Source organism: Sphingomonas sp. P4_D12, from assembly GCF_056401895.1.
Genome location: NZ_JBFUIL010000015.1, coordinates 1 through 26,138 on the forward strand (window position 1 = coordinate 1; position 26,138 = coordinate 26,138).

Here is a 26,138-nt window from a genome sequence, read left to right on the forward strand (position 1 = left end):
CGGCCGCTCCTGCGTATGGCCCGGCGTCACCACGCCGAGCGCGGCGGCACCGCACAAGGCCAGGCAGAGCCGGAACCATCCGCGCCAGGTCATGGCTGCGATCCAGGGTCGATCGGCTCGGCCAGCACGACCTGCGGCGTGGCGCGCAGCCCATCGATTGCCTGGCCCCGGCGATCGGGGGCAATCCGCACGACATAGGCGCCGCTCGCGGTCGGGCCATCGACGACGCGCGCGAACAGCGCCATCTCGGCTTCCGATCCGCCGCTGCGCCCCCGCTCGCGCACCGCTATCAACCTGACCTCACCTTCACCATCCGCCGCCGCACCCATGATACCGGGTTTGTGTCGGAGGCGCATCGGATAGTTCATGACGTGATACGGCACTGTCAGACCAACGAGGGCAGGTAATAGCGAGCGCGGATGGGCCGCAAATCCAGAGCGCCGCGATGGACGAGCTAGGCAATCGAGACAAACGGGAGGTCGGGCGCCGGGCCAACAACAGGGTCGAAAATAGCCACCTATCCTTTCCGCGACGAGAGCGAACGATGCTCCGATCCCAACGAATAAAGTCGCTACAGAAGTTCGCTTCGGTCCATGCTAACGTCCGCAACCATTTCCAGGTACAGTACCGAAAGCGCTTGGCAAACATCTGGGCGAAGCCGGTGAGCTCTCCTATCCGACCGCATAAAATTCGGCTCCTCGAGACCGAGCCGCTGTATTGCCGAGTCATTCTGCCTGGCTAAGCGACTATCGCCTTCAGCGGGATCGAGACATCCGCGAGGATTTCAGGGCTGGCGACAGCCCCGGTTTCCACAAGCTTGCGGCCCTGAACGTAGTCCCTGGTCGCGTTGACGCAGTCCAACGCAATCACCTTGCCCTTGCGAAGATGGACCACCGAAAAGCTGCCCGTCGCGGGTTCACCGCGCATGACGGCCAGATCATGACCGATCGATAATCCGATCGTTTGAAGTTTGAGGTCGTACTGGTTCGACCAGAACCAAGGCACCGCTTCGTACGCCGTCGCCTCACCCAGGATCGTCTTGGCCGCGACCGTTGCCTGGTCGGTCGCATTTTGCACCGATTCGAGTCTCAATTCGATGCCCCCGGCAAAACGATTGGCGTGGAGCGCGCAATCGCCGACCGCATAGATGTCGGGGAGCGACGTGCGGCATTGTGCATCGACAAATACCCCGTTTCCACCCACGGCGCCTGCTGCGAGGAGCGGTTCGACCGCGGGGACAATGCCGATGCCGACCACGACCAGATCGGCGACTACGACCGAACCGTCAGACAATCGCACTCCGGAGACTGCACCGTCGCCGACGATATTGTCGACTGTCACATCGAGGCGGACATCGACGCCGTGCGCGCGATGCTGGCCTTCATAGAAGCGCGACAAATCATGCCCGGCGACACGCGCCATGACGCGGTCGAGCGCCTCGATCAGCACGACCTTTTTGCCGAACTTCGCGAGCACCGCGGCTGCCTCGAGGCCGATGAACCCCCCGCCTATGACCGCGGCGTTCGTGACCGCCGGCAGTTCGGCCATCATTCGGTCGGCATCGGCGCGCGTCCGCACGGTATGCACCCCTGCCAGATCGTGGCCATCGCAGGTCAACCGCCGGGCTCTGCCACCAGTCGCCCAGACCAGACTGCCATAACTGATGTTGACGCCATCCGCCGTGGTTACCTGATGACCGACGGGATCGACCCGATCGACGCGGTGACCGAGCAGCATGTTGACGTCCCGTTCGATCCAGAAGCTCGGCTGGCGGATTAAGATGCGCTCGAACGATTTGTCGCCTGCGAGATACTCCTTCGACAGCGGCGGGCGTTCATAGGGAAGGTCAGGCTCGTCGCCGACAATGGCAATCGAACCGGCAAACCTGCCCTGCCGCAGCGCGATCGCCGCCTGTGCACCGCCATGACCGGCGCCGACAATAAGGACGTCATAGTGGGTCAAGAGCTTGTACCAGTGTCAATTTGAGGTGAGCCGCAGGTCCTGACGATCGCCCGGCCCTGCCCAACTATCTTGTTCACCTGAAAGAGCCGCAGAACGACCCGGCTCAGATACGTAGCCGAGCCGTTTTGCATGCTCGCCTTTAGAACTTGAACGAGAGTTCCGCTCCGATGGTGCGCGGCTCACCAACGATCACCGTGTTGAAGCCGCCCGAATTACCTTCGACATAGCCGGCTTGGTAATAGAGCCGGTTGAACACATTCTTGGCATAGACGGAGGCGGATAGCTTGCTTCCCAGAATGTCCTCCCAGCCCAGCCGCAGCGCCACCGTCGTATAGCCCTTTACCTTGGTCCCAGGCGTCAACGACTCGTTGTTGTTCGAGAAGAACGACGAGGATTGAGAGAAGGAGTCGGCTCGCAAATGGACGCGACCGTATCTATCGGGAACGGGCAGCGTCAGATCGGCGTATAGCGACCCCGATATGTGCGGCGCGTCGGGATAGGAATCGAACGGAACCGTATACCCCGGCACGCCGGTCTGCCGTGACAGATCGACAATGTTCCTGGTGTATTTCGCATCCGTATAGGCGCCGGAAAAGCCCAGTTTGAGCCAATCGACCAGGCTGATGTCGCCATCGACCTCGACGCCCTTGATCGTCGCCTGCGGGACGTTGACCGTAAAGGCGGAAGGTGCCCCGGCAACCACTGCGTAGATCGAATGCTGCGCATTGGTCACGATCTGATCGTAGAGCGCGATATTGAAATGGGCGCGCTTCCCGGCGACCGATCCGTTGAACTTATAGCCCAGCTCGAAATCGTGCGTGTATTCGTTCTTGAAGAAGTTCACGAGATTGTACGGTACGACGGCGCCGTTGAAATTGCCCGACCGGAAGCTGCCGCGCTGCGTGAAATAGATCTGGTTTTCCGGATTGAACTGCCACTGAAGGTTGAAATTCCAGCTCGGCGCTTGAAGATCCACCAGCTCGTGGGGGAAATTGGGCGCAAAGACGTGGTCCGCATAAGGCGTCTCCCCCACCGTCTCCCACGTATAGCGACCGCCCGCCGTGATGCTCAGGCCCCGGACCGCGTCGGACAGATCATAGGTCACCTGCGCGTAAAGCGCGCGCGACTCATCAGTGCCGCGGGTATGGTAAAGCACCTGGCCAAGCGGAGCGGCGAGTTCGCCACCGACGATGACCGGAATGCCTTCTTCCTTGGTCTGGTAATTGTAGAAACCGCCAATGATGAACTTCAGTCTGCCGTTGGCGGCCTGACCCTGGATCTGCATTTCTTCCGACAGGCTGGTGTTCCTGAACAGTTCGCCGCCCGGCGGCCCCTTGAAGGCGCCCGTGGAGTTATAGAGATCGAGTGAGGCGAAGGGGGAGCCGCTCAAGATGCCCGGAGTCCTGGCGTAGCTGGACTGATATCCGAAGATATTCTTGAACGTCGTCGTGCTGTCCAGATTGATCGTGGTCGTGTTCTGCACGAAGTAATTGTCCGCGTCGTGCGGCAGGTCGTAGGACAGGTAGATGTCGTAGGGATGCGCTTTTTGATAAGCGAGATAGCCCGCCACGGCGCCCGGGAAGGTCCCCGGTCCCGGCGGGCCGTCGCCGACGCCCGGGAAGAAGCCGTTGCCGTACACCGTGTCGAGCGTCGTCGTCAGCGCATAGCCGTTGTTGGTCTGGCCGAGCTTGTAATAGGAATATAGTTGGCTCGCCGCCTCGTTGCCGCCGAATTTGCTATATTGGAACACCGTCACGTTCTTGATGTCGTTGGTCGGCTTGAACACCACCGAGATGCGACCGGATTTGTTGTCGATGTTGCCCAGCGTGCCGCCGGCAAGGCGGTTGCGCACATATCCGTCCTGGCGTTGATAATCGCCCGCGATGCGAATGAGCAGGACGTCGGAAATCAACGGGATGTCGACCGCGCCCTGAACCTGACGCAGGTTCCGCTCGCCGCCGCGGACGGTGAGATAGCCGCCAAAGTCATTGCCGGGCAGATTCGACGTGTACAGGACGGCGCCGCCCGTCGCGTTGCGGCCGAACAACGTCCCCTGCGGCCCTTTGAGGACCTGGACCGACGAAAAGTCATAGAAAGACGTCGCCGAATTGCCGCCGCCGAACGGAACTTCGTTCAGATACGTCAGCACGGCGGGACTGGCGCCGGAGAACGGGTCGAGAGTCTGTCCGCGAAGCGTGAAGCTCAATTGGTTCTGATTCTGGCCGTTCTTCACGACCAGGCCCGGCACGAGCGCGGCAAGATCCTGCTCTCTCGTGACGACGCGGTCGCGGAGCGTATCGCTGCTCAGCGCCGTGATCGACAACGGCACTTTCGAGAGCGATTCCTCGCGGCGGGTCGCGGTAACGATGATGTCGTCGGACGTAGGCGCTGCCACCTGATCTTTCGCGGCGGGCGCCGGCGCGGTCTGTTGCGACGGCGGGCTGGCCGGCGCTGTTGCTGGACTCGACTGGGCAAAGGCCGGCGCGCTGCTAATCGCGGCGAGCGCGATTGCCGCCGTCATCGTCGACGAGCGGAACTGGCCGGACAGGCGCCCCTTTTCCGATACGGATAGCGGCCGAAGTGTCATCGGAATGGTCCCTTCCCTGATCATCATGTCTCTCCTCGTGGTTCTTTTTTCTTTTTGGTCGGGCATCACGCGGTGCTGACTAGGTTCAGCAGCCCGGCTCGACCGCGCCTTCTGCGAGGCTCAATGGTGCGTTGGGGTTTTTGCCAGATCGGCGAAGCGCGATTGGGCCGCCGAGGCGAAAGCAAGTCGAAATGGCGGGCCGGATGACCCGGCACGGCCTCGACGCTTCAACTGCATCCTGCATGTCCTCTCCTGCCCGCAGCGCGGAATCTGGCGACGTTGGATCATCGACGGCGCCTTTAGCGCTCTTGGACGCTAGCCTAATCATAATTAGGCTAGCGCTGCAACAACTTTGTAGTTCGCCATGTATTTTCGGAGCAAAGGCGCGTAGACTTACCGCCGATAGCCGTCTCATAGACGCACTAACTAGTTGAACTATCGTATATTTCTTTTCAGATTTGGATCGGCGAGGCTACGCCAGAGCGCATTACGATGCGCGTCCATGGCCAGTCCGTCTCGACGGTTTGCGTTGAAAACAGCTATTAGCCTGACGCTATGCTGCGCATCGGACGAGCGCTGGTTAAAAAAGCGGAGCGCACCCCAGGGTGCGCTCCGCATCAGGCGTTAGGCAGCGACGCGCGCTGCCGATTGATCGGCGGTCGAGCCGGGCAAGCTGATCCGCGGGGCAACTTCGCGCGCCGCCAGTTCCAGCGAATGGAACCAGGGCGAGGGGTCGTCGTAATAATCGTGGCTTTCGATCTGTAGCGTGCCCCAGCCGCCGACTTCAGCGAACAGGGTATTGATCTTGTCCACGACGGTGTCGGGCGAGCCGACCACGAACACGTGATCCACCAGGAATTCGAGATCGGCCTTGAGCGGATCGATCCCTGCGTCCTTGGCGAAGCCATCCATCATGCCGAAACGGCGCCAGATCGGGATGAGATATTTGTTGAAGCAATAGCCGATCGGCCCTTCCATCACTTCCTTCTTCGCCTCGGCATCGGTGTCGCCGACAAAGACTGTCTGCGATACGGCGTGGCGCTGGCGGTTGGGCGTGAACCCCGCCTTGATATTGGCTTCCGCGTAAATGTCCCAGTGGCGCTTGAGCGCCTCCTTGCCGGAAAAGATCGAGACCGGCTTGAAATTCTTCTCCCCCGCGAGCCGCATCGACGGCGAATTCGCGCTGAAACCGGTGACCGCGAACTCCGGAAACGAACCGCCCCAGGGCGCATAATTGGCGAGCTTATGCTGCTCGTCCTCCTCGGTCAGCGCCACCTCTTCCTCGGGGAATCCGGCATCCCAATATTTGCCCTCATAAAAGAAGGGCTCGCGCTTCCAGATCTTTTCCATGATCTCAAGCGATTCGCGCACCATCTCGTTGAGATGTTCGGTCTTCTGATCCTCGCCGCGGATACCATGCATGTAGGAAGCCAGCGGATACGCGCCGGCGCCGATCCCCATGAAATAGCGGCCTTCGAGGATCTGCGACAGCCAGCCGACCATCATCGCCAGCTTGGTCGGGTTATGGTGGGGCAGGATATGCGCCATTGGTGCGAACTTGATATTCTTGGTCTGCAGTGCGGCGGCCGCGATGATCAGCTCGGGATTGGGAATGTTTTCCCAGATCTGCGAGGCGTGCTCGGAGATCATCATCGAATCGAAGCCGGCCTTGTCGCTCGCGATCGAACTTTGCACACCCCATTCGAACGTCTGCCGCGCGGTCCGGCCGGGCCGCATATAGGGGTGGAAGATCAGTCCAGTTTCCATTGCCATAATCGCTCTCCTTGGGGGCCGTTTCAGGGCGTCACGCGTGGCCCACGCCGGTCGTTCCGCCCGCGTTGGAGAGGATGATGTCGCAGCCGCCAAATTAAGTCAACCGTTTGAACGATTGTTCGGTGCCAGGCATCACAATTGAACCGCGCGTTGGGCACGCCGCGTCGCGCCCTCCTCCGAGATTTTATCATTCAGCCCTATTTTAGTCCGCGCGCGCAGGAATCGACAACCGTGACGCCCACGCGTAGAATCAATGGAATCTAAAACACGTGTCTCAAGGAAGCCGAGCTTGACCGACCTCGCCGACCCCGTCGTCCAGGATAGCCCTGAGATCGACGGCAAGACCCGCATGATCCTCGTCGCCGAGGCGCTGTTCGCCGAGGGCGGGATCAACGGCGTTTCGATGCGCGAGATCGCATCGAAAGCGGGGCAAGGGAATCATTTCGCCGTCCAATATCATTTCGGATCGCGCGAAGGGTTGGTCGAGGCGATCTTCGACTATCGCATGGAGCAGATGGAGCCGATCCGCGCCCGGATGCTTGCGGCGGCCGAAGCGAAGGGCCGCCTGATGGACGCGCGCGCGCTGCTGGACATGGTCTATCTTCCGCAGCTCGAACTGCCGGATGGCGAAGGCCATCATTCCTATGCCGGCTTTCTCAGCCAATATCTGATGCGCAGCCGCTCGCACCGCTTTGGCGACTTCGGCGGCGCATCGCATCCGCATCTCGCGCGGATTTTCGACCTGCTACGCGCGCGCCTCTCGTATCTGCCCGAGGATGTCGCGCAGCGCCGCCTCGTCACGGCGAGTTTCATGTTCCTCGCGATCCTCGCGCGATACGAGACGTTCGAGTCGCGCGAGCCGGGCGAAGAGAGTTTCGAGGCGGCGCTTGACGACACGATCGACCAGATCGTCGCCTGCGTCTGCGCGCCGCTGCGTCTGCGCGATTAGCTTCCGGCAGGGCCGCCCGCGAATTATTGCGCGAGCATGCCCGCATCGACGAGGTGCTCAGAACCAGTGATGTACGACGATTCGTCGGATGCCAGGAACAGCACGAGGTTCGACACTTCCTGCGGATCGGCGATCCGCCCCAGCGGAATCAACGACAGCGCATCGCCGCCTTCCTCATCAGTCGCCTCGACCATCATCGGCGTCTGGATGAATCCCGGATGGACCGAGTTCACGCGGATGTTGTGCGGGCCGTATTCGATCGCCGTCGCCTTGGTCATGCCGCGAACCGCGAATTTGCTGGCGACATAGGCCAGGCTCGGAAAGCCGTAATTGGCGGCGATCCCGGCGATCGACGAGATGTTGACGATCGATCCGTGACCGGCCTTCAACATCGACGGCAGCACCGCGCGCATGCCGTAGAACACCGAATGCTGGTTGATCGCGCAAACCGCGAGATAATCCTTTTCGGTAAGATCGGCGGTGCGCGCCATCGCGCCGAGGATGCCGGCATTGTTGACCAGCACATCGACCGGGCCGAACGCGGCTTCGGCCTGTTGGACGACCACCTCCCATTGTGCGAAATCCGTCGCGTCCTGCTCGATGAAGAGCGAGTTTTCGCCGAGTTCCTGCTGCAATGCGCGTCCGGCGTCGGCGCGCAGATCGGTCATCACCACTTTGGCGCCTTCGCGCACGAACGTGCGGGCATGCGATTCGCCCATGCCACGCGCGGCGCCGGTGACGATTGCGACCTTGCCCGATAATCTGCCCATCCGATCTCTCCTCGTGATTGTCGTTGTCGAAACTGGTGTCGCGGTCACGCGCCGCCGACCGCCGCGACTGATCGTGCGCCGGCCGTCACCCGTTCGTCGGGAATCGGTTGACGCCCGACCACGCTGAGGCCGAACCCTTCAAGCGCGGTCAATTTGTCGTTGCTGGAGGTGAGCAGGACCATCTCCTGAACCCCGAGATCGCGCAGGATCTGTGCACCGACGCCGTAATCCCGGATCGCATGGGTTTCGTGATAGGCGCGGCGCCCGCCGTTGACGCGCGCCGCGATCGACGTCGGATCGGGATCCTGGACGAACACCGCCACTGCCGGCCCGTCATGAGCCGCGATCGCTGAAAGTGCACGCGGCACATAGTCGCGCCGCGCCAGCGACCAACCGAGCAGATCGGCGGTCAGATCGACCTGGTGGACGCGCACCAATGTCGGTTGGCCGGCATGGATATTGCCGCGCACGAGCGCGATATGTTCGCCGCCATCGATGCTGTTGCGATAGACATGGATCGTGAAATCGTTGCCGTAGACGGAGTCGAACGGCGCGGTCGCGACTTCGGTTACGATCCGCTCGGACCGTCGCCGATAGGCGATGAGGTCGGCGATCGTGCCAATCTTGAGGCCATGTTGCTGCCCGAACTGGATCAGCTCGGGCAGCCGCGCCATCGTACCGTCGTCGTTCATCACTTCGCAGATCACGCCCGCGGGATTGAGCCCGGCGAGCCGCGAGATATCGACCGCCGCCTCGGTATGACCGGCGCGGACGAGAACGCCTCCTTCCCTCGCCACGAGCGGAAAGACGTGGCCCGGCGAGACGATATCGCGCCTGCTTTTGGTCGGATCGATCGCGACCGCGACGGTATGCGCGCGATCCTGCGCGGAAATCCCTGTCGTCACGCCTTCCCGCGCCTCGATCGAGACGGTGAAGGCCGTGCCGTGTCCGGACTGGTTGTTGGCCGTCATCGGCGGCAGCTCGAGTTTCCCGGCGCGCGCCTCGGTGATTGCCAGACAGATCAGCCCGCGCGCATGGCGCGCCATGAAGTTGATCTGGCTCGGCGTTGCGAACTGCGCGGGAATGATGATGTCGCCTTCGTTCTCGCGGTCATCCGCATCGACGAGAATGTACGGCAGGCCATCGCGGGCATCTTCGAGAATGGCCTCGATCGTCGAAATGTCGGCGTTCATTGATTGCGCTCCCCATAAAGCCGGGTCATGCTGCGGCACCCGCCGCCAGCAGCCGCTCGGCACGATCCTTGAGCAGGTTTTTCTGCACCTTGCCGGTACCGGTCTTGGGCAATTCGGCGGTGTCGATGAACCAGATGTCGCGCGGCATCTTGTAGCCTGGCAGACGCTCAGCGAGGTACGCGGTGATCTCGGCCACGCTGGGCGCAACCGGGCCGGCGGAAACCAGCCAGGCGCAGCCGCACTCGCCATAGCGATCGTCGGGCATGCCGATGACATAGGCTTCGCGGATCGCCGAATGCGTGGTGATGACTTCCTCGACCTCCTTGGGAGAGACGAGTTCGCCGCGGCTCTTGAACAGCTCCCTGATCCGGCCGGTAAGCAGCAGATTGCCGTCGTCGCGGAAGTAACCGAGGTCGCCGGTGCGGAGCCAACCGCCCTCGGCGAACAACGCTGCGGTATCCGCCGGTCGGCCGAGATAGCCCAGGCTGTTCATCGGCCCGCGTGTCCAGATTTCCCCCGGCGTCCCCGGCGGGCTGTCCGCGCCACTCACCGGATCGACGATGCGGAATTCGGCGATGTCGCCGCCCCGTTCCGCTATGCCCGCCACGCCACCCTTCACGATGATACCTTGCGTCGTCGCGACAACCTCCAGATCGTCGCCGGGCTGCGTGCAGATGATCGTCGCAGTTGCCTCGGTCTGGCCATAGCTGGTGAAGATTTCACCACAGCCGAACACGTCCTGGATACGCTGCCAGACCCAGCTCGGCGTCGGTGCGGCGGCGCTGTGGATTGCCGTCAGCGAGCTGAGGTCGAAGCTTTCCTGTTCGGCGATCTCGAGCATCGCGACGGTCATCGTCGGCACGCCCATCAGATAGGTCGCGCGGTGCCGACCTATCCCCGTCAATATGGCGCGTGGGTCGAAGCGCGGCAGCGGTACGATCGAGCCGCCGACGACGATGCCCGACAACAGGCCGACGACGAGACCGAAGCCGTGATAGAGCGGCAATGAGAAGATCGCGCGACGCCCGTCCTCGAACGCCTGATGATGGGCGCCGGCATAGGCGGCGCGGAGCAGATTGTCATGCGTCAGCATGACGCCTTTGGGGCTGCCCGTTGTCCCCGACGTGTACATGATCACCGCCGGAAAGCGCTCGGCGTCGACGGGGCCCGCAGGCTGAATCGTCGTCACGGCATCGATCGCCGCGACGAGATCGGAGCTTGCCGGGGTTTCGGGATCATAGAACAGCAGATCGACGCCAGCAGGCAGGATCGTCGGTATCTCCTTGGCGTAATCGCGCTTGAGAAACCCGGTCATCGCGATGAGCAATCGCGGCGCCGACTGGGCAAGCACGAACCCGAGCTCTTCCGGCCGGTACAGCGTGTTCAACGGCACCGCGGTAGCCTCTGCGCGCCAGATGCCGAACAGCAATGCCACGGTGACCGGATAATTGGCCATCAGCATCGCGACCCGGTCACCCGGCTTGATGCCGCGGTTCCGTAACATCTGCGCGATGCGCGTGGCCGCGGCATCGACCTCGGCATAGCTCATGACACTGTCGTCGGTGATGACGAGCGGGCGGTCGGCAAATTCCGAGGCTGCCCTGGCGAGATATCGGTCGAGCGACATCGGCACCCACGCGGGATGTCGGCGCTCCATGCTGGCGCGGCGTTCGTCGACGCTGGCTATCGCCGATTCCATCAAGCCTCTCCGTCCTCAACCTAATGCATATTATTCTGCCGTAGCGGCTCGCTGGTCAAGAGCTTCGGCAGCAACTACACATAAAATCAACGCTTGCACGAAAGGGGCTTGCGTTCCTAACCTAATGACCATTAGGCTAGCTCGACAATATGAGCAAGGGATTAGGACGATGGACGTCGGGCTTGGCCTCACCTTCCAGAATTTGCGCGACAAGCTGTCCGACAAGGAAGTCTATCGCCACCAGCTGAAGATGGCTGTCGACACCGAGTCGCTCGGCTTCGACTCAGTGTGGACACCGGAGCATCATTTCAGCAATTACAACATGACGCCCAACGTGCCGCAGTTCCTGTCGTTCGTCGCCGGCCAGACCAAGCACATCAAGCTTGGCACCACGGTGTGCGTGCTGCCGTGGCAGGATCCGGTGCGCACCGCAGAGAACTTCATCCTGCTCGACTATTTCTCCGAGGGTCGGGCGGTACTAGGTATCGGCCGCGGACTTGGCGCTTCCGAATTCGCGGGCTTCAACGTGCCGATGGGCGAATCGCGCGGCCGCTTCACCGAATATGCCGAAGCCGTGCTGACCGCGCTCGAAACCGGCATAATGGAATATGACGGCAAGTATTTGCGGCAGCCGCGCGTCGAGCTCCGCCCTCGCCCTTATGAAAGCTTCCGTGGCCGCACCTTCGCGTCGGCAATCTCACCGGAATCGGTCAATCTGATGGCCAAGCTCGACGTCGGGTTGATGGTCATCGCACAGAAGCCGTGGGACAAGGTGGCGGAGGATCTGGAGAGCTATCGTCAGCTGTTCCTGAAACAGAACGGGGCGCCCGCGCCGAAGCCGGTCTTCGCGGTGTTCATCGCCGTGCACGAGGATCCCGCGGTCGCGCAGGAGATGCGCGACCAGCACATCCAGGCCTATACCCGATCGACCTCGGACTTCTACCAGTTCGCCAATGCCGGGTTCGCCAATATCGAGGGCTATGAATATTATGGCGGACTGGCCAAGAATATCGCCAAGCACGGGTTGCACAAGTTCAACGGCTTCCTGGCAGATCTGCAAGTCTGGGGGACGCCCGACGAGGTAGCCGAGAAACTCGCGGCGATGGTCGAGGAGTTCGATATCGGCAGCTTCATCACCTATTTCCAATATGGCGAAATGCCGCAGGAAATGGGTCGCGCGAACTATGAGTTGTTCGCCAGGAAGGTGCTCCCGAAACTCAAGGACATCGACACGAGCGCGCCGCGCATGGCCGACAGGGCGCATTCCGTCGTGTGACGGGGAAATGATCGTGACGCGCGGCGCTCGAGACTGCTCGCACGATGGGATGAGGAAGCAGCAATGGTGAGCGACGACCGCTACACATTCATCCGCTACGAACTCGCCGACGGGCGAGCGCGGATCACGCTGAACAGGCCCGACAAGCGTAACGCGCTGAACGAGGAATTGCTCACTGAACTCCACGACGCCTTGTGGGAGGCCGACGAGGATAATCGCGTGCACTGCGTGATCCTTGCCGCCGCCGGCCCGGACTTCTCGTCGGGCTACGACCTGCAGCGGTACGACCGCCCGGTCGCGCTTCAGGTGGAGCATCGCCGCGGTCGAGCGAAGTTCGACGACGACGCCTGGCATCAGGAACGCCTGCAGCGCCTGCGCATGGCCTTGTTCGACATGCACAAGCCGGTCATCGCCCAGGTTCAGGGCCGGTGTCTCGCCGGTGGAACCGACCTCGCCTTGCTGTGCGACATGATCATCTGCGCCGATGACGCGAGCTTCGGCTTCCCGCCGGCGCGTTCGCAAGGCTCGCTGCCGAGCAACATGTGGCTGTACATGGTCGGCCCGCAATGGGCCAAGCGCCTGCTGCTCACCGGCGATCTGATCGGCGGGCGCGACGCGGCGACGATCGGGCTGGTGCTGAAAGCTGTCCCTGGCGATCAGCTTGTCGCCGAAGTCGAGGCATTGGCCGACCGGCTCGCGTTGATCGACGCCGATCTGCTCAGTGCGAACAAGCGCATCGTCAATATCGGGCTCGAATTGATGGGCGCGCGCACGCTGCAGCGGATGGCGGCGGAAATGGATGCGCGCGGGCATCTCGCCGACAGCCGTTCGGCGTTCAATCGCACGGTGCGCGAACAGGGTCTCAAGGAAGCGGTGAAACAGCGCGACACACCGTTCGGTACCGGACGCGTGGAACTATAGAATGGAGAGCGGGATGGAGATGGAAGGACCGGGCTGGCGCTGCCTGTGGGAGGCGAAGGCGACCTTGGGCGAGAGCACGCTTTACGATCCGCGTGATGGCCGCGTCTATTGGGTCGATGTCGAAAACCCGAGCGTCAACTGGATCGACATCGAGACCGAGGAAAAGGGCCGGTGGATTCCGCCGATGTGGATTTCGGCGCTCGGTCTTCGGGGCAAGGGCGGCTTCATCGCATCGACGCGCGACGGGCTGGCCTATGTCGACCCGGCAACCGAGACGTTCGAGCTGTTCGCCGATCCGCGCCCGAACAGCGAGATCGCACGACTGAATGACGGTGTCGTCGATCACAAGGGACGATATTGGACGGGCAGCTGCGACGTCACCCAGTTCGAGGACAGCACGACGTCCGAGAACAAGGAAGACAGCGTCCGCGATTTCGACAAGCGCAGCACCGGCGAGCTCTATCGGATCGACCCGGACGGCACGATCGCCACGATGGAGCGCAACGTCGTGACGGCCAACGGTCCCGCATTCAGCCCGGACGGCAAGACCATCTATTTCAACGATTCGCTCCCCCGCGTCACCTGGGCCTATGATCTGGCCGAGGATGGATCGATCTCCAATCGCCGCGACTGGCTGAAATATGGCGAAAACGACGGCTTTCCCGATGGCATGGCAGTCGATGTCGAAGGCGGTATCTGGATTGCCTTTTACGAGAGCTGGATGCTTCGGCGCTATTCGCCGGACGCCGAGTTGCTGGAGGAACGCAGGCTACCTGTTCGCCAGGGGCTGCGGCCCGCTTTTGGCGGCGCCAACATGGAGCGGCTATTCCTGACTTCAGCCGCCAATGCGCTGAGCGAGGAGGCGAAGGCGCAGCAGCCGCTCGCCGGCAGTCTGTTCGAAATTCTCGATCCGCTGGTCAGGGGCATGCCCAATGTCGCCTTCGCCGGCTGAAACCCTATCGGGCCCTCGGCAAGGCACCGGCGGGAAACGCCATGGAGCCGAGATGCCGCGCACTTTCTTTTGCGCGCGCGATGCGCGATGCGAGGGTTATGGAAGACACAACGTCACGATCCCGCATTCTCGATGCCACGGCCGATCTGCTGCGTACCCGCGGCCTGCAGGGAACGAAACTATCGGAAGTGGCCAAGCGAGCCGGCATGCTGGCACCCAGCCTTTATCACCATTTCGACTCCAAGGATCAGTTGATCGAGGAAGTGTTGGTAGAGGGCTGCCATCGCAACACCCGCTACATCGTAACCCAGGTAGAAGTGCTGGGATCGTCGGCGTCGCCGACCGCGCGTCTCGAAGCAGCCATTACGGCGCACCTGACGTTTCTCCTGACCGGCGATCAATATTCGTCCGCGGTATCGCGGGTATTTCAGGACTTGCCGGACGACATGAAGCGCCGCGTTCTCGCCGCTTACGCCGGGTTCGACAATTACTGGCGCGACCTGATCTTGGCCGCACGCCAGAGCGGCGTGGCACGGAGCGAGCTCGACCCGACCGTCGCGCGCAAGTTTCTCATCAACATGCTCGATTCCACGGCGGAATGGTATCGACCCGGCCATCTGGAAATTCCGGAGATCGCTCGTCAGGCGTGTCATCTGTTCCTCCACGGTTTCCTCCAGCCGGAATCGGATCGCTAAACGCACCGGCAAGCGCGTTTCCCGTTGGGATAGCGCAGCCGCCTGGTTCATCGCAGACCGGACAATGCCGCGGCCTAGCCGGCGACGGCGAATGTCGCCGCGCCGCACGGCGGGCAGAACCGCGACAGCACCACATGCCGCGAACGCCGGTGCGCACGACGCGGGCCGGACAGCCGGCCTCGCGCATCGGCACCGGGAAGCATCACAGGAGGACATCGTCATGGTAACCGGTCGGGCAACGGTGCTGGTCGAGCCCAATCGCATCGAGACATGGGACGTTGCGATTGCCGACCCGGAACCGGGCGGTGCGCTGGTCCGCGTGGTGATCGGGGGGGTGTGCGGCAGCGACGTGCACATCGCGACGGGCGAAGTCGGGGTGATGCCCTTTCCGATCATTCTCGGTCACGAGGGCGTGGGCAGGATCGAAAAACTCGGGCCGGGCGTCACGACCGATTATGCCGGCGTTCCGATCCAAACCGGCGACCTCGTCTATTGGTCGCCGATCGCGCTGTGTCACCGTTGCCATTCCTGCACGGTGCTCGAAGAGACGCCGTGCGAGAATTCGCAATATTTCGAGCACGCCGAAAAGCCCAATTGGGGCAGCTATGCCGACTTTGCCTGGCTGCCCAACGGGCTGGCTTTTTTCAGGCTGCCGGACGGCGCGGACCCCTATGCGATCGCGGCGCTCGGCTGCGCGCTACCGACGGTGCTGCGCGGGTTGGACCGCTGCGGACAGATCCAGGTCAACGACACGGTCGTGGTGCAGGGCGCCGGCCCCGTCGGGCTCTCCGCCGTATTGGTCGCCGCTGTCGCCGGCGCGCGCGAGATCATCGTCATCGACGGTGTCGAGCAACGGCTCGAGGTCGCCAAGTCGCTCGGCGCCACCGCGACCATATCGTTGCGGGACTCGCCCGAAGAACGGCTGCGCAAGGTACGCGATATTGCCGGGCACAATGGCCCCAACGTCGTGATCGAGGCGGCGGGGTTTCTGCCGGCATTCCCCGAAGGCGTCGATCTCACCGGCAATCACGCGCGCTACATCATCCTGGGTTTGTGGGGCGCGATCGGCACGCAACCGATCAGCCCGCGCGATCTGTCGACCAAGAACCTGACGATCGGCGGCGCGAGCTTTCCCAAACCCAAGAACTATCACGGCGCGATGCATCTCGCTGCCCGCCTGCAGGATCGCTTTCCCCTGGCCGATCTGATCAGCCACCGCTTCGCGATCGGCGATGCCGCCAAGGCGCTCGACGCGGTCAAGAAGGGCGACGTGATCAAAGCAATTATCGATCCGACACTCTGACCATCATTAGAGAGGATTTCTTATGGCCGACGCAGACTCCCATATCGGGCGCCACCGCACACCGAAGCCTGCCCATGTTCCGGATCATCTAGTCCGCGATATCGACATGTATGCGCCCGACGGGATCGAGAATGGGTATCACGAGGCGTGGCGCGCGCTGCAGCGCCCGGACGTCCCAGAGCTCGTCTGGACGCCATTTACCGGCGGGCATTGGGTCGCAACGCGCGGCGAACTGATCAAGGAAATCTATACCGACCCGACGCGCTTCTCGAGCGAGGTGATTTTCCTGCCCAAGGAAGCCGGCGAGAAGTATCTGATGGTGCCGACGCGGATGGATCCGCCCGAGCACACCCCCTATCGCAAGACGCTCGACAGGGGTCTGAACCTTGCCCAGATGCGCCGCGTCGAGGATGAAGTCCGGGCAATCTCGATCGAACTGATCGAAGGGCTGGTGGCAAAAGGCGGCTGCGAATTCTCGACGGAATATGCGCGCATCTTTCCCGTTCGGGTGTTCATGGCATTGTGCGATCTGCCGATGTCGGACGCGGCGATGCTGACGCGGTTCGCCGAAGACATGACGCGGCCGCCGGGCGCGACGCCAGAAGAGATGGCAGCAGCGCTGGAGGCCGCCCAGGCGGGCTTCGACAATTATGTCGAACCGATCGTCAACGCTCGTCGCGGCGGCGAGGGAAATGACCTGATCACCGTCATGGTCAACAACGATATCAACGGCGAGCCGATCAGCCATGAGCGTGCGATCGGCCTGATCTCGCTCTTGCTGCTCGGCGGACTGGACACGGTCGTCAATTTTCTCAGCTTCATGATGTTTCACCTCGCCAAGCACCCGGAAATCGTCGCCGACCTGCGCGGCGATCCTTTGGTACTTCAACGCGGTGTCGAGGAGATGTTCCGGCGCTTCCCGGTGATCGCTGAAGCCCGGATGGTGGCAAAAGATCAGGTCTATCGCGGCGTTGAACTGAAGCGCGGCGACATGATCCTGATCCCGACCGCGATGCACGGGCTCGACGAAAGCGAGAATGCCGACGCGATGGAATTGGACATCCGCCGCAAGCGGCCGTCGCATATGACTTTTGGGGGCGGTCCGCACCGCTGCGCCGGCATGCATCTGGCGCGCATGGAAGCGATCGTGACCTTGCAGGAATGGCTGTCACGCATTCCCGATTTTCATGTCAAACCGGGGACCAGCCCCAATTTCAGGTCGGGCATCATCGCCGCTGTCGACGACGTTCAGCTCGAATGGCCGGTCACGGCCGGGCACTGACCATTGACCGAGGTCCAGTTCCATCGCGACGGACGCGTGGCGCATGTGCGGCTCAACCGTCCGGATCAGCTCAATTCGCTGACCGGCGCGATGGACGATCTGTTGTCGGACGCCTGGACAACGATCAATGCCGACCCGGGCATCTGGTGCGCGATCCTGTCGGCGGAAGGCGAACGCGCGTTTTCGATCGGCGCGGATCTTTCGGAAGGAATCGATCGACCGCGGCGGATGGCGCTGGGTGGTGGCCTGACGGGGATAGGTGGCCCGCTCGTCACCCTGAAAAAGCCGTTGATCGCAGCCGTCCAGGGCTTTTGCGTCGGGGGTGGGTTCGAGCTCGCGATGTGCGCCGATATCATCGTGGCGGCGGACAATGCACAGTTCGGCCTTCCCGAGACCAAGGTCGGCGTCATCGGTGAATGCGGGGTCGTGCACCGCGTCGTACGCCAATTGCCACATCATATCGCGATGGCGATGATCCTGACGGGAGAACGCATATCGGCGGAAGCCGCCGCCCAATTTGGTCTCGTCAACGAGATCGTACCTCTTGCGGATCTGGCCGACGCAGCCGCGCGCTGGGCGAATAAAATCAACGCGGCATCCCCGCTCGCCAACCAGGCGGCGAAGGCCGCAGCGCTTTACCGGCTCGGTCATCCGCTCGACGTCGCGCTGGCAACGCGGTTCGAACCGATCGAGCTTTACGCCGACAGCCTTGACAAGCGCGAAGCCGAAACGGCCGCCAAAGAACGAAGGAAGCCATCGTGGACCGGACAGTGAAGCTTGAGGAGCCTATCGACGGTGCGACCTTCCGGCGCGTGCTGGGCCATTATCCGACCGGGGTCTGTGTCGTTACAGCGATCGAACCCGACGGGACGCCCGCGGCGATGGTGGTCGGTTCCTTCACCTCCGTTTCGCTCGACCCGCCCCTTGTCGCGTTCTTTCCGGATCGCGGTTCGACCAGTTGGCCGCGGATCGCGCGGGCAGGTCGATTCTGCGTCAACGTCCTGGGCAGTCACCAGCAAGATCTCTGCCGCCGCTTTGCCGCCAAGGGTGACAACAAATTCCAAGACTTCCATTACCGGCTATCCACGAACGGATCGCCGATCTTTGACGAGGTCGTCGCTTGGATCGATTGCACGGTCGATGCCGTTCATGAGGCGGGCGATCACTTCATCGTTCTTGGCCATGTGCGCGAACTCGACATCGTTCGCGCCGATCAGCCACTGCTCTTCTTTCGTGGAAAGTACGGCAACTTCGCGCCGCTGATCGACACCCCGTCCTGCTGAAGTTGGGTCGGGCTGCAGATGTTGAGAGCTGGACCAGACCAAATCGGATCGTCGCAATGGCCAGGCAGCGTCGGCGATCCACGACGGTCCATCGCGATAATCTCACCGATTATCAGCATGATGTTGGCTTAACCACGCTTCCGTGCAGCATTGCGACTTGATCGAGGTTAACCTCGTGCAACAGCAGGGGATTCGCCATGCCAAGCCTGTATATCTCGCCTGCCGGATCTGGGGACAAAAGCGGCAGCGACATCAACAACGCAGCTTCGATCGGTTCGCTCAACACGCTGATCGGAAAGGCGGGACCGGGGGGCGAGGTGCTGCTGCTGGCCGACCAGGGCGACTACAACGTTACCGGTATCCTCGGCATCACCCGCGGCGGGGCGGAGGGCCAGCCAGTGGTCGTGCGCGGCATCGATTCCGACGGCAATGCGATGGCCGCGCATTTCACCGGTTCGCGCCCGGCCGACTGGCAGGCGGGAGATGCCTCCGGCAACGAGCTGTTCAAACTCGGCACGGGCGCGGACAATCTTGAATTCCGCGACCTGCGGATCGACAATGTCGGCACGGCCTTCCGCGCCACCGCCGATCTCAGCAATCTCCATATCGAGGATGTCGACGCGAACAACGTCCGCCGCTTCTTCGAGGATTATTCCAGCGCGCCCTCGGGTACCGCGACGATCACCGGGCTAACGATCCGCGACGTCGACGTGCAGGGATTCTCCAAGGCCGCGATCCGCCTCCAGTACGATACCAATAACGTGGTGATCGACAACGTCACGGCGGACATGGCCGGGCAAACCGGCGATGACCTGCCCGAAGGCGTCCATCTCGACGGCACCGTCCACAACGTCACGCTCAGCCAGGTGGTGATGGAGAATGTCCAAAGCACCGCCGGCGCCTATTTCAACGGCGACGGCTTCGCGAGCGAGCGCGGTGTCTATGACGTGCGCTTCATCGACACGGTCGCGCGCGGCAACAGCGACGGCGGCTACGATCTCAAGTCGAATGACACCGTGCTCGTCCGCGCGCTCAGCGAAGAGAATGGCCGCAACTACCGGCTCTGGGGCGACGCGACGCTGATCGACTCGGTCGGTCTGAACCCGGTGCTGCGCGGCGGCATTTCCGAGCAGAACCAGCTCTGGCTCGACGACGCCGCCAACGTCACCGTGATCGGCGGGCACTTTGATGATGCCGGATCGCGCACCAAGGTGATCTCCTCGCAGGGGCACCTCACCTTGCAGGACGTCGAGATCACCCGGTCCGAGCTCTCGACGCTCGCCACCAGCGATTCGCTCCCCGGCCTCAGCGGTGCGGAGACGATCCACGAAACGCTGACCGTCGATCAGGGCAGCGCGTCGCCTGGCGCGACCGACTATATCGCGCTGCTGCCCCTGCCCGCCACGGCCACGGCGGACGCGCTGCTCGGCACCGCCGGCGACGACATCTTCCTTGTCGACAACACCGGCGACCGGATCACCGAAGCCGCCGATGCGGGGTTCGACCGGGTCGAGACGACGCTCGACAACTACACGCTCCCCGGCAATGTTGAGGAACTGATCCGCCGCGGCGCCGCCGATTTCACCGGCAATGGCAACGCGCTCGCCAACACGATGATCGGTGGCGCGGGCAGCGATACGCTGGGAGGGCTTGCCGCCAATGACGCCATTGCCGGCAATTCGGGCGACGATTCGCTCGCGGGCGGCAATGGCGAGGATCTGCTCCAGGGTCAGGCAGGTGCCGACATGCTGCTCGGCGGCTGGCAGTCGGACTGGCTCGATGGCGGCACGGGGGCCGATCGGCTGGTCGGCGACCAGGAATGGCTGAGCAGCCAGGGCGCCAACGACCGGCTCGACGGCGGAGACGATGCCGACCTGCTGATCGGCGATGCGACCAATATCTATGACAGCGGCAAAGGGGGCAGCGACCGGCTGACCGGCGGCGCGGGCGACGACATCCTGATCGGCGATGGTGACGTGATGACGGATAGCGCCAAGGGTGGCGCTGACACGCTGGACGGCGGCGACGGCAATGACTGGCTCTATGGCGACGGCCGGGAGTCGGCCGCGACGGTGACCGGCGGCGCCGACAAGCTCTATGGCGGTGACGGCGCCGATCACCTGACAGGAGGCGGCGGCAACGACCTGCTCGAGGGTGGTGCGGGCGCTGACTGGTTCGTATTCGCGCCCGGTTCCGGCGCCGACGAGATCACCGACTTTACGCCGGGCGCGGACCATATCGATCTCAGTGCCTTCGACATTGCCTATGAGCAACTCGGTTTCGCCACAAGCGCGGGCGGCGTTCGCATTTCCATGGGCACCGACAGCATATTCGTCCGCGGCGCGCAGGAGCTTTCCCCCAACGATTTCGTCTTCGGCTGAGGTCCCCTCAAGGGAAAGAGCGCTTAGAGCATCGCGCGGAAAAGTGGGTACCGGTTTTCCGCAAAAAGCGATGCGACAACAAATAACTAGAGCGGAGTGCGTGATTCAGAAATCACGCACTCCGCTCTAGCCGAAGACGAAGTCCGCATGATCGAGCGCGGTGACGCCGCGCACGAAGATCGTATCGCTGCCGCCCAGCTGGATCGTCACCCCCGCGCTGCTCGTGGTGAAACGCAGCGCCTCATAGGCGATGTCGAAGGCGCTGAGGTCGATATGGTCGGCCTCGGCGCCGCCGCGGGTGAAGTCGGTGATCTCGTCGGCGCCGGAGCCGGGGGCGAAGACGAAGCGGTCAGCGCCCGCGCCGCCGGTCAGCTTGTCCGCCCCGCCCCGCGCGCCAGCCGCCATGTTCACGGCGTCGCCGTACAGCACGTCGTTGCCGAGCCCACCGATCAGCGTGTCAGCACCGCCGACCCCGCTCGCGGTCATGTTCATTCCGTCGCCGATCAATATGTCGTCGCCGTCGCCGCCGTCGAGCGTGTCCCTGGCGGCGAGCGACGAGACCCAATCGGTATCCCCGATCAGAAGATCGTTGCCCGCGCCCCCATATAACCGGTCGGTCTGCTGCCCGCCGTACAGCGTATCGTCACCATCATCGCCGTAGAGAATATCCTTGTTCTTGCCGCCATCGAGCCGGTCGGTGCCGACGCCTCCCCATAGCGTATCGTTGCCGTCGTCGCCGGAGAGCGCGTCGTCGCCGTCGCCGCCAGTCAGCATATTGGCACCGGCGCTGCCCAGCAGCACATCACCGAAGGCCGAGCCCTGCGCATTCTCGATACTGACCAAGCTGTCGCCCATGGCATCGCCGCCGCTCCCGGTCTGGGTACGCAGGTTGACCAGTACGCCGCCGAGCGAGCCGGTATAATCCACGGTGTCCGATCCCGTGCCGCCGTCGAGCACATCGCCGCCCGCCCCGCCACGCAGCATGTCAGCGCCGTCTCCGCCAGAGAGCCGATCCTCGCCACCGCTGCCAACGATGAAGTTGTCGAGCGCATTGCCGGTCATCGTCGCACCGATCGTCCCGGTATAGACCAGCTCCTCGACATTGGCGCCGAGCGTGTAGTTGGTCGCGGCGGTGCGGATGCGATCGCGCCCCTCTCCCGCCGCCTCGATCACCTGATCGCCAGCCTCATAGACGATATAGAGGTCGTTGCCGGTGCCGCCGCGCATCACGTCGTTGCCGCTGCCGCCATCGAGCTGATCGTCACCTGACCCGCCGACCAGCAGATCGTCGCCACCCCGCCCATAGAGGATATCACCGAGCAGCGGATCATCGCTGCCGGTGATGCTGTCGGCATAGTTGGAGCCGATCACGGTCTCGATGCCAACCAGCCGGTCTCCCTCGGCCTCACCGCCGTGATTGACGTTGGTGGCAAGGTTCACGGTGACCGCGGCGGACTTGGTATAGTCGACCTGATCGCGCCCCGCCCCGCCGTCGAGCAGGTCCGCCCCCGCGCCGCCGACCAGCTTGTCGTCGCCGTCGAGCCCGTAGAGAGTATCGTCCGATGCCTTGCCGTAGAGACTGTTATCGAGCGCATTGCCAGTGCCGGTAAAGCCGCCACTGCCGCTATAGCTGAGATCCTCGACGCCATCGGCGAGCGTCAGCGAAGAGAGGCTCGTACGAACGATGTCGAGCCCGCCGCCGACCGCCTCGATCACCTGGTCGCCGGCATTGTCGACGACATAGGAATCGTCGCCCGTGCCGCCGATCATCAGGTCCGCGCCCGCACCGCCGTCCAGCGTGTCGTTGCCCGCGCCGCCCTCGAGCCGGTTGGCGTTCGCGTCGCCCGTCAGCGTGTCGGCGAAGGCGCTCCCCGCCAGGCCCTCGATCCCGGAGAGACTGTCGCCCTGCGCATCGCCGCCCGACAGGATATTGGTCGCCAGATTGACCTTCACGCCCGCGGCGCTGCCTGTATAGACCGCGATATCGAAGCCGCCGGCACCGTCCAGCCGGTCACCCCCGGCGCCGCCGGCCAGAATCTGGTCCGCGCCGTCGCCGACGATCGTATCGGCGAAGCCGGTACCGATGAAACGCTCGATCCCGACGAACCGGTCTCCCTCCGCTTCGCCGCCGCTGCTCGCGCCGGTCTGGAGGTTGATCGAGATGGCACTCGCATTGGCGCTATAGTCGACCGTATCGATACCGGCCCCGCCGATCAGCATATCGGCGCCCGCACCGCCCTGGAGCAGATCGTCACCGCCGCGCCCGTCGAGCCGGTCCGCGCCCGCGCCGCCGTACAACGCCTCGGCAGCATCCACGCCGGCCAGTGAATCGTCGAAGGCCGAGCCGACCAGCGCCTCGATGCTGGTCAACCGATCGCCCGCCGCATCGCCGGTGCCGCCCTGCACCGACAAAGCAAGATCGACCTGCACTGCCGCCGCCGAGCCCGAATAGTCGGCAGTATCGAAGCCATCGCGCCCATTGATCAGATCCGCGCCCTTGCCGCCGACCAGCCGGTTGTCGCCTGCATCGCCGTTCAGCACATCGTCGAAGGCCGAGCCGATCAGGCCCTCGATCGCGATCAGGCCTACCCCGTCCGACGCCGTGCCCGCCGCAAGGTCCGCCGTCACTGCGCTTGCGCGGGTCGAAAAGTCGGCAATATCGACACCCGCTCCACCGTCGAGCCGGTCCGCCCCGCCATTGCCGATCAACCGGTCGTCACCGGCGGCGCCCGACAGCGCATTGGCCGCGCCGTCGCCGACCAGCACATCGCCAAAACCGCCGCCGACCAGATTCTCGATTCCCGTCAGCACATCGCCCTGGGCATCGCCGCTGCTGCCGGTGCCGCCCAGCACCGCGTTCACCGCTGCGCCACTCGTCGAATAATCGGCCGTGTCTATCCCGGCGCCGCCAGTCAGCCGGTCCGCACCGGCGCCGCCAACCAGGACATTGTCGAAGCCGTCGCCGGTCAGCACATCGTCGAAGCCCGAGCCGATCAGCCGCTCGACTCCCTGGAGCCGGTCACCCTGGGCATCGCCGCCAATCCCGGTGCCGGCGACAAGGTCGACCGTGACCGCACCGCCGCTGCCCGAATAATCCGCGCTGTCGAACCCGGCGCCGCCGATCAGCGTGTCGGCGCCTGCGCCGCCAACCAGCAGATCGTCACCGCCGCGCCCGTCGATCCGGTCGTCGCCCGCGCCGCCGCCGATCGAGTCCGCGCCGTCATTGCCCGACAGCGTATCGGCAAAGCGCGAGCCGAGCACCGCTTCGATCCCGATCAGCCGATCGCCCGCCGCCTCACCGCCGCTTGCCGCCCCATTGGCGAGATCGACGACCACCGCTGCGCTGCTGCTGCCATAGTCCACCCAATCGAACCCGGCGCCCCCGTCGAGCAGGTCCGCGCCCGTGCCGCCGTCCAGCATGTCATCGCCGGCACCGCCCGAAAGCACATCGTCACCCACGCCGCCGAACAACCGGTTCGCGCCCGCGTCGCCCGTAAGCATATCGGCGAAGGCCGAGCCTTCGACCCCCTCAAACCCGTCAAACAGGTCGCCCTCGGCATCCCCGCCGCTGGCGGTGAGGCGCAGCAAGTCGATCCGCACCCCGGCGGCGCTGCCGGCATAGCTGAGCAGGTCTTGCCCCGCGCCGCCGACCATGATGTCCCGCCCCGCGCCACCTTCGACATGGTCATCGCCGGCGTCGCCGACCAGCATGTCATCGCCCGCGCCGCCTGCGAGCCGATCATCGCCCGCCCCGCCGCTCAGCATGTCGCGCCCGTCTCCCCCCGCCAGCGTATCGGCCGCGGCCGTGCCCACCAGCAGGTCGTCGCCCGCGGTACCCGCCGCCACCGCGACGCGTTGCCCGGTCAGGGTCAGCACCGATCCGGTGCCACGCTGCGACTGGATCGTGCCCGGCCCGGTGACGAGTCCGAAATCCTCGACCGCCAGCCTGCCATTCCTCTCCGCCAGGTTGAACAGCTTCGGTGATCCGGGGTCGGAAAAGAGCGCGCCATCGATCGTCGCGCTCGCGCCTTCGGCCAACCAGATATGCTCGCGATTGCCGCCCGCCAGCGGCGCACCCGCGTCGAGACTGACGATATTGCTCAGCTGCGCGCCGGTGCCCCACAGCCGGATGTTGCGGCCGTTGCCCGAGACGATCGCGCCGTCGACGACGATGTTGTCGCTCTTCAAGTCGAGCCCGCCATCGCTGTTGCCCGTGGCGATGACGTCGTGCAGCGTGATGTCATAGGTGCCGCGCTCGGTCGCGAAGCCGTCGCCGTTACGATAGTCGTTCACCGTGTCTAGCGCGTTGCGCATGGCGACACGATCGATCGTCACGTCGTGCGCGGTGCCGGTGATGTGGACGCCGATCGCGAAATTGTCACCGTCCTGGAACTGGCTATCGCCGCGCACATCCTCGATCAGCACGTCATTGCTGTTATACTGGATGCGGATCGCGCCCTTGGAATAGCCGTTCACCGCGACGTCGCGGATCGTCAATCCGGTGATCGTCGCGCTGGCATTGGCCCCCGAAACCATGTCGTCAAAGAAGCGGGCGACGTTGGCGGCGTCGACATGCTCGATCGCCAGGTTGTGCACATCCGCACCGACGCGAAAGGCCGTGCCGACATTCTGGAACGTCAGATCGGTGAAGCGCAGATTGTCCGCGCCGTTCAGCAGCCGGAATATTTCCTCGCCCGGAGGGTTGGCCGGGTCGAAGGGCTCGGGTCGCGTGCCGGTGACCGTCGCCGCCATCGCATTGCCCGCACTATCGACCCCGCGGATCGTCACCGGCGCGCTCGCCGTCCCGCCCGCGACGATCGCCAACGCGTCGGACGGCGCGATATAGGCTCCCTGGTCGGCGAGCAGCAGCACCTGCCCGCCCGGTCCCGCCGCCGCGATAAGTCGCGGCAGATCCTTCAGCGTCGCGGCGTTCGCGGCGCTTGAGCCGTCGCCCGAACCGCTGCCAGTCGGTGAGATGTACAGGGTAGGCAAGGCAAGACTCCCGTCATAAGCCCAAAACGCACCCCCCAAATCCGATCGCCGGCACAATGCCACCCCGGCGTCGCGCGTCCGCTCGAAGCTCACGCCGTATGTGCTTGGGGGAAGCCGAAC

General features: G+C 63.7%; 18 protein-coding genes. 10 read left to right on the forward strand and 8 right to left on the reverse strand.

All coding sequences use genetic code 11. From position 1 onward, the window contains the following. Positions 1-89: 89 nt before the first annotated feature. The 4 genes from AC1DSD_RS21080 to AC1DSD_RS21095 form a co-directional block, all read right to left on the reverse strand. Positions 90-356 (reverse strand): hypothetical protein, encoded by a 267-nt coding sequence (locus AC1DSD_RS21080; protein WP_478032855.1) that lies wholly within the window; start codon positions 354-356, stop codon positions 90-92. Positions 357-738: 382 nt separating this feature from the next. Then, complete coding sequence (locus AC1DSD_RS21085; RefSeq protein ID WP_478032857.1) at positions 739-1,962, reverse strand: NAD(P)/FAD-dependent oxidoreductase; 1,224 nt, start codon at positions 1,960-1,962, stop codon at positions 739-741. A gap of 139 nt (positions 1,963-2,101) precedes the next feature. Then, complete coding sequence (locus tag AC1DSD_RS21090) at positions 2,102-4,573, reverse strand: TonB-dependent receptor (RefSeq protein ID WP_478032859.1); 2,472 nt, start codon at positions 4,571-4,573, stop codon at positions 2,102-2,104. 600 nt (positions 4,574-5,173) lie between these two features. Further along, positions 5,174-6,322, reverse strand: a complete 1,149-nt coding sequence (locus AC1DSD_RS21095) for an LLM class flavin-dependent oxidoreductase (protein ID WP_478032860.1) — start codon at positions 6,320-6,322, stop codon at positions 5,174-5,176. Positions 6,323-6,611: 289 nt separating this feature from the next. Here AC1DSD_RS21095 and AC1DSD_RS21100 point away from each other — a divergent pair, with 289 nt between their 5' ends. Next, positions 6,612-7,271 carry a TetR/AcrR family transcriptional regulator gene (locus AC1DSD_RS21100; protein ID WP_478032862.1) on the forward strand — a complete coding sequence of 220 codons (660 nt, stop codon included), beginning with the start codon at positions 6,612-6,614 and terminating at the stop codon, positions 7,269-7,271. A gap of 23 nt (positions 7,272-7,294) precedes the next feature. Here the strand turns inward: AC1DSD_RS21100 and AC1DSD_RS21105 are convergent, their stop codons facing one another. Genes AC1DSD_RS21105 through AC1DSD_RS21115 form a run of 3 tightly spaced genes read right to left on the reverse strand, consistent with a single transcriptional unit; the run spans position 7,295 to position 10,933 of the window. Continuing rightward, a complete protein-coding gene (locus tag AC1DSD_RS21105; RefSeq protein ID WP_478032863.1) occupies positions 7,295-8,041 on the reverse strand; it encodes an SDR family NAD(P)-dependent oxidoreductase in 747 nt (248 codons plus the stop codon). Positions 8,042-8,085: 44 nt separating this feature from the next. Next, positions 8,086-9,234 (reverse strand): 3,4-dihydroxy-2-butanone-4-phosphate synthase, encoded by a 1,149-nt coding sequence (gene ribB / locus AC1DSD_RS21110; protein WP_478032864.1) that lies wholly within the window; start codon positions 9,232-9,234, stop codon positions 8,086-8,088. A 25-nt stretch (positions 9,235-9,259) separates the two neighbouring features. Then, positions 9,260-10,933: a class I adenylate-forming enzyme family protein gene (locus tag AC1DSD_RS21115; protein ID WP_478032865.1), complete on the reverse strand. Its 1,674-nt coding sequence runs from the start codon at positions 10,931-10,933 to the stop codon at positions 9,260-9,262. 169 nt (positions 10,934-11,102) lie between these two features. On the opposite strand from AC1DSD_RS21115, the gene AC1DSD_RS21120 reads away from it, so the two are divergent. The 9 genes from AC1DSD_RS21120 to AC1DSD_RS21160 all read left to right on the forward strand — a co-directional run bounded on the left by AC1DSD_RS21120 (position 11,103) and on the right by AC1DSD_RS21160 (position 21,026). Next, positions 11,103-12,209 (forward strand): LLM class flavin-dependent oxidoreductase, encoded by a 1,107-nt coding sequence (locus AC1DSD_RS21120; protein WP_478032866.1) that lies wholly within the window; start codon positions 11,103-11,105, stop codon positions 12,207-12,209. Positions 12,210-12,272: 63 nt separating this feature from the next. After that, complete coding sequence (locus AC1DSD_RS21125) at positions 12,273-13,130, forward strand: crotonase/enoyl-CoA hydratase family protein (protein WP_478032868.1); 858 nt, start codon at positions 12,273-12,275, stop codon at positions 13,128-13,130. Between the two features lie 13 nt (positions 13,131-13,143). Further along, positions 13,144-14,082 carry an SMP-30/gluconolactonase/LRE family protein gene (locus tag AC1DSD_RS21130; protein WP_478032869.1) on the forward strand — a complete coding sequence of 313 codons (939 nt, stop codon included), beginning with the start codon at positions 13,144-13,146 and terminating at the stop codon, positions 14,080-14,082. 98 nt (positions 14,083-14,180) lie between these two features. After that, on the forward strand, positions 14,181-14,777 hold the full coding sequence (locus tag AC1DSD_RS21135; protein ID WP_478032871.1) for a TetR/AcrR family transcriptional regulator: 597 nt from the start codon (positions 14,181-14,183) through the stop codon (positions 14,775-14,777). Positions 14,778-14,997: 220 nt separating this feature from the next. After that, positions 14,998-16,080 carry a zinc-binding dehydrogenase gene (locus tag AC1DSD_RS21140; protein ID WP_478032872.1) on the forward strand — a complete coding sequence of 361 codons (1,083 nt, stop codon included), beginning with the start codon at positions 14,998-15,000 and terminating at the stop codon, positions 16,078-16,080. A gap of 22 nt (positions 16,081-16,102) precedes the next feature. Beyond that, a complete protein-coding gene (locus AC1DSD_RS21145) occupies positions 16,103-17,362 on the forward strand; it encodes a cytochrome P450 (protein ID WP_478032873.1) in 1,260 nt (419 codons plus the stop codon). A 3-nt stretch (positions 17,363-17,365) separates the two neighbouring features. Beyond that, positions 17,366-18,136 carry an enoyl-CoA hydratase-related protein gene (locus AC1DSD_RS21150; protein ID WP_478032874.1) on the forward strand — a complete coding sequence of 257 codons (771 nt, stop codon included), beginning with the start codon at positions 17,366-17,368 and terminating at the stop codon, positions 18,134-18,136. After that, the gene (locus AC1DSD_RS21155; RefSeq protein ID WP_478032876.1) at positions 18,121-18,645 is read left to right on the forward strand and encodes a flavin reductase family protein; all 525 of its coding nucleotides are present in this window, start codon (positions 18,121-18,123) and stop codon (positions 18,643-18,645) included. Before AC1DSD_RS21150 ends, AC1DSD_RS21155 begins: the two co-directional genes overlap by 16 nt. A gap of 197 nt (positions 18,646-18,842) precedes the next feature. Further along, a complete protein-coding gene (locus AC1DSD_RS21160) occupies positions 18,843-21,026 on the forward strand; it encodes a calcium-binding protein (RefSeq protein WP_478032878.1) in 2,184 nt (727 codons plus the stop codon). 126 nt (positions 21,027-21,152) lie between these two features. On the opposite strand, the gene AC1DSD_RS21165 is transcribed toward AC1DSD_RS21160, so the two are convergent. Beyond that, positions 21,153-26,018: a beta strand repeat-containing protein gene (locus AC1DSD_RS21165; RefSeq protein ID WP_478032880.1), complete on the reverse strand. Its 4,866-nt coding sequence runs from the start codon at positions 26,016-26,018 to the stop codon at positions 21,153-21,155. Positions 26,019-26,138 lie beyond the last annotated feature (120 nt).

Coding starts and splice junctions, on each gene's coding strand:
- AC1DSD_RS21130 (WP_478032869.1), top strand. CDS start 13,144: ATGGAGATGGAAGGACCGGGCTGGCGCTGCCTGTGGGAGGCGAAGGCG.
- AC1DSD_RS21080 (WP_478032855.1), bottom strand. CDS start 356: ATGCGCCTCCGACACAAACCCGGTATCATGGGTGCGGCGGCGGATGGT.
- AC1DSD_RS21120 (WP_478032866.1), top strand. CDS start 11,103: ATGGACGTCGGGCTTGGCCTCACCTTCCAGAATTTGCGCGACAAGCTG.
- AC1DSD_RS21105 (WP_478032863.1), bottom strand. CDS start 8,041: ATGGGCAGATTATCGGGCAAGGTCGCAATCGTCACCGGCGCCGCGCGT.
- AC1DSD_RS21125 (WP_478032868.1), top strand. CDS start 12,273: ATGGTGAGCGACGACCGCTACACATTCATCCGCTACGAACTCGCCGAC.
- ribB (WP_478032864.1), bottom strand. CDS start 9,234: ATGAACGCCGACATTTCGACGATCGAGGCCATTCTCGAAGATGCCCGC.
- AC1DSD_RS21160 (WP_478032878.1), top strand. CDS start 18,843: ATGCCAAGCCTGTATATCTCGCCTGCCGGATCTGGGGACAAAAGCGGC.
- AC1DSD_RS21095 (WP_478032860.1), bottom strand. CDS start 6,322: ATGGCAATGGAAACTGGACTGATCTTCCACCCCTATATGCGGCCCGGC.
- AC1DSD_RS21090 (WP_478032859.1), bottom strand. CDS start 4,573: ATGATCAGGGAAGGGACCATTCCGATGACACTTCGGCCGCTATCCGTA.
- AC1DSD_RS21145 (WP_478032873.1), top strand. CDS start 16,103: ATGGCCGACGCAGACTCCCATATCGGGCGCCACCGCACACCGAAGCCT.
- AC1DSD_RS21140 (WP_478032872.1), top strand. CDS start 14,998: ATGGTAACCGGTCGGGCAACGGTGCTGGTCGAGCCCAATCGCATCGAG.
- AC1DSD_RS21115 (WP_478032865.1), bottom strand. CDS start 10,933: ATGGAATCGGCGATAGCCAGCGTCGACGAACGCCGCGCCAGCATGGAG.
- AC1DSD_RS21135 (WP_478032871.1), top strand. CDS start 14,181: ATGGAAGACACAACGTCACGATCCCGCATTCTCGATGCCACGGCCGAT.